3 protein-coding genes are annotated in these 2,820 nt (G+C 50.0%); 2 read left to right on the top strand and 1 reads right to left on the bottom strand.

Annotated features, from left to right (window positions below; translation table 11 throughout):
- The first annotated feature begins 213 nt into the window (after positions 1-213).
- Positions 214-768: a ribosome maturation factor RimM gene (gene rimM, locus IGR76_11835; protein ID MBF2079181.1), complete on the top strand. Its 555-nt coding sequence runs from the start codon at positions 214-216 to the stop codon at positions 766-768.
- 73 nt (positions 769-841) lie between these two features.
- Entirely contained in the window at positions 842-1,870 is a 1,029-nt protein-coding gene (locus IGR76_11830; GenBank protein ID MBF2079180.1) for a threo-3-hydroxy-L-aspartate ammonia-lyase, read from the top strand.
- A gap of 69 nt (positions 1,871-1,939) precedes the next feature.
- Here IGR76_11830 and IGR76_11825 read toward each other — a convergent pair whose 3' ends face one another.
- Complete coding sequence (locus tag IGR76_11825) at positions 1,940-2,260, bottom strand: STAS domain-containing protein (protein MBF2079179.1); 321 nt, start codon at positions 2,258-2,260, stop codon at positions 1,940-1,942.
- Positions 2,261-2,820 lie beyond the last annotated feature (560 nt).

Here is a 2,820-nt window from a genome sequence, read left to right as displayed (position 1 = left end):
GCAGCGGGTTTTGGTCCCGCCATTCCTAGGTTCGAATCCTAGCACCCCAGTTTTAATTGAGCTTTGACATGGTTTTAGGGGATCAGGTTTGAGTTCTAGTTTTTCACGGAATTTCTTTTCTGACTAGCTGCCCCCCTTGAGTTAGACGTTGACATTGCCCAGCCCAGCGTTGAAAATTGGAAGTCCTAAACTCATTGCGATCGCACTGTTGGCATGGCTGAGTCGTCTTGGATTGAGATTGGCAAAATTGTTGGGGCACACGGATTGAAAGGGGAATTGCGGGTTTATCCTGATTCCGATTTCCCGGAGCGATTTGAGCAACCGGGTGAACGGTGGCTTTTGCAGCCTAACGAGTCAGACCCGAAGCCGATCCAATTGCTCTCCGGTCGGTTTGTCGAGAATAAGGGAATTTACATTATTCGATTGGCAGGGGTGAATTACCGTGACCAGGCGGAGGCGTTGCGAGACTGCAAACTGGTGGTGTCAGAAAGCGATCGCCTCCCTCTAGAGGAGGATGAGTATCACATCCTCGATTTAATAGGCTTAGCCGTATACGATCAAATCACTCAGGCGTTGATCGGAACCGTTGTCAGTGTCATTCCAGCGGGTAATGACCTGTTGGAGGTCGAACGAAGCGCAGCCGCAGATCCAGATCGAGATGCTCTGCCCAAGCGGACGCTTATTCCATTCGTCAAAGCGATTGTGCCGATTGTGGATCTGGAAAATCAACGAATCGAAATTACGCCACCCGCAGGACTCCTTGACTGAGCGATCGCCGTTTCTGGATTCGCTCTGACAAGGTTTATAGTTTCCTCGCGCCACTCCCCAAGGACACCCCACCATGACCTATGCGTTCAATCGCTCTAAATCCTCTGCTAATCCTGCCGTCGTTTTAACCGATGTGGTGAATGCGGCGCAGCGACTTCATGGCATTGCCCATCGGACACCTGTTCTAACCTCCCGCACGATCAATGAGCAAACGGGGTGTCAAGTGTACTTTAAGTGCGAAAACGTTCAGCGGACTGGATCCTTTAAGTTTCGCGGCGCGTACAATGCGATCGCCCAGCTCACGCCCGATCAAAAGCGCAGCGGCGTACTGACCTATTCATCGGGTAACCATGCCCAGGCGATCGCCTTGGCCGGAAAGCTGTTGAATGTTCCCACCACGATTGTGATGCCCAAAGATGCCCCTGCGGTGAAACAAGCGGCAACCCGAGGGTATGGCGCAGAGGTAATCCTATACGATCGCTCAGAAGCCGTTCGTGAAGAGGTGGTTCAACAGCTTGCGGAGGAGCGTGGCGGCACCATCATTCCCCCGTACAACCACCCCCACGTGATTGCGGGGCAGGGAACAGCCGCCAAAGAACTGATCGAGGAAGTGGGCACGCTAGATTTTCTATTAGTCTGCTGTGGGGGTGGGGGATTGCTATCCGGCTCTGCGGTCACGGCGCGATCGCTCACCCCTCTCTGCCGCGTGATTGGGGTCGAGCCAGAACACGGTGATGATGCAACCCGTTCTTTTCACAGCAAAACCCTACAAACGGTGAACAATCCCGACACGATTGCTGATGGATCCAGAACGTCGTCCCTAGGATCGCTCACTTTTCCCTTGGTGCTGAAATACGTGAACGACATGGTGACCGTACCCGATGCTGCACTCCTGAGCACGATGTTTTACCTGTGGGAACGCCTCAAAATTGTGGTTGAACCGACGGGGGCTCTCGCGGCGGCGGCCTTGCTCCACGGTCGAATCTCGGCCCATCTCGAAGAATTTCAGGCACGAAAGGTACATCCCCGCGTGGGTGTTTTGATCAGCGGTGGCAATGTAGACCTAGAGCAGGTGCCGATGCTGCTGGCTATGCGGCGATAGTCTTCTGCGCGATCGCCTCTTGGAAAGCGGTGCGATCGCTATAAATCTCGAAAATTTGATCCACGCTGCTCATTGATCCACGCTGCTCATTTCCAAAATCATTCGTGCTTGCCCAACTAGAGAGCAGAGTGCAAGTTTGATTCCTAATGATTCTGCTCGATTTCGGGCAGAAATCAGAGTTCCGAGGCCTTGGCTGTCCATAAACATAATGTTTTTGAAGTCAATCAGGATTAAAGTTACGCCTGACTTCGCCGCTGCTTCAATACAGCCATGAAAATCGCGACTGTTCGTAGTGCTCAAAATACGCCCTGTGGGTTCGTAAATCTCAAATACTTCCATTACAGTTGAATAATATGGTTCTGAAGTTAACGCGATGGAATAGTTGTTCAAGCAGGTGCTGTAAACGCTTAACAGTAGAATTTAAGGATTCAACATTTCGAATAAGGGCTTATCTCTTTTTTAGCTCGGAACACCATGTCTTTCCAATCGTAAGATCGCCTAAAAAATCATCGGAAAAGATAAACGTTTCTTTGAGGCATTACTTCGATATTGGACAAAATCTTCAGAAAATCTTTAGAGAACCTAGCGGAATAATCAAATTGCTTAAACCAGCATAGAGGCGGTGTAAGCTGGCGATCGCACCCTTGTATAGAAGCATACCATTTCCTACCGAATAAGGGTATCGTGATGTCAAAAAACAAGGTTGATCTGCCAATAAGCCTTTGGCACCAAGATCTTCAAACTTTATGTTGTATGCTATTCCCGGTCGAGCTTTCGGTACAGGTAGTTTACAGAGTAGGCATGCAGTCTGTGGAGTACGGATATCGTGGTGCGCGATTTGACTAGCTCGGACGTACTCTAGTAGTCTATTAGTCCTAACTAATACTCCAGATATGGAGATCAGGGATGCAGCTTTCCGTCTTTTTAGAATGATTCGCATGAACCCCTAT

Origin of the sequence: Synechococcales cyanobacterium T60_A2020_003 (assembly GCA_015272205.1) — a bacterium.
Lineage (GTDB): Bacteria > Cyanobacteriota > Cyanobacteriia > RECH01 > RECH01 > JACYMB01.
Note: the sequence above shows the minus strand (reverse complement) of the source record. Positions and strands in the feature narration are given on the sequence as shown.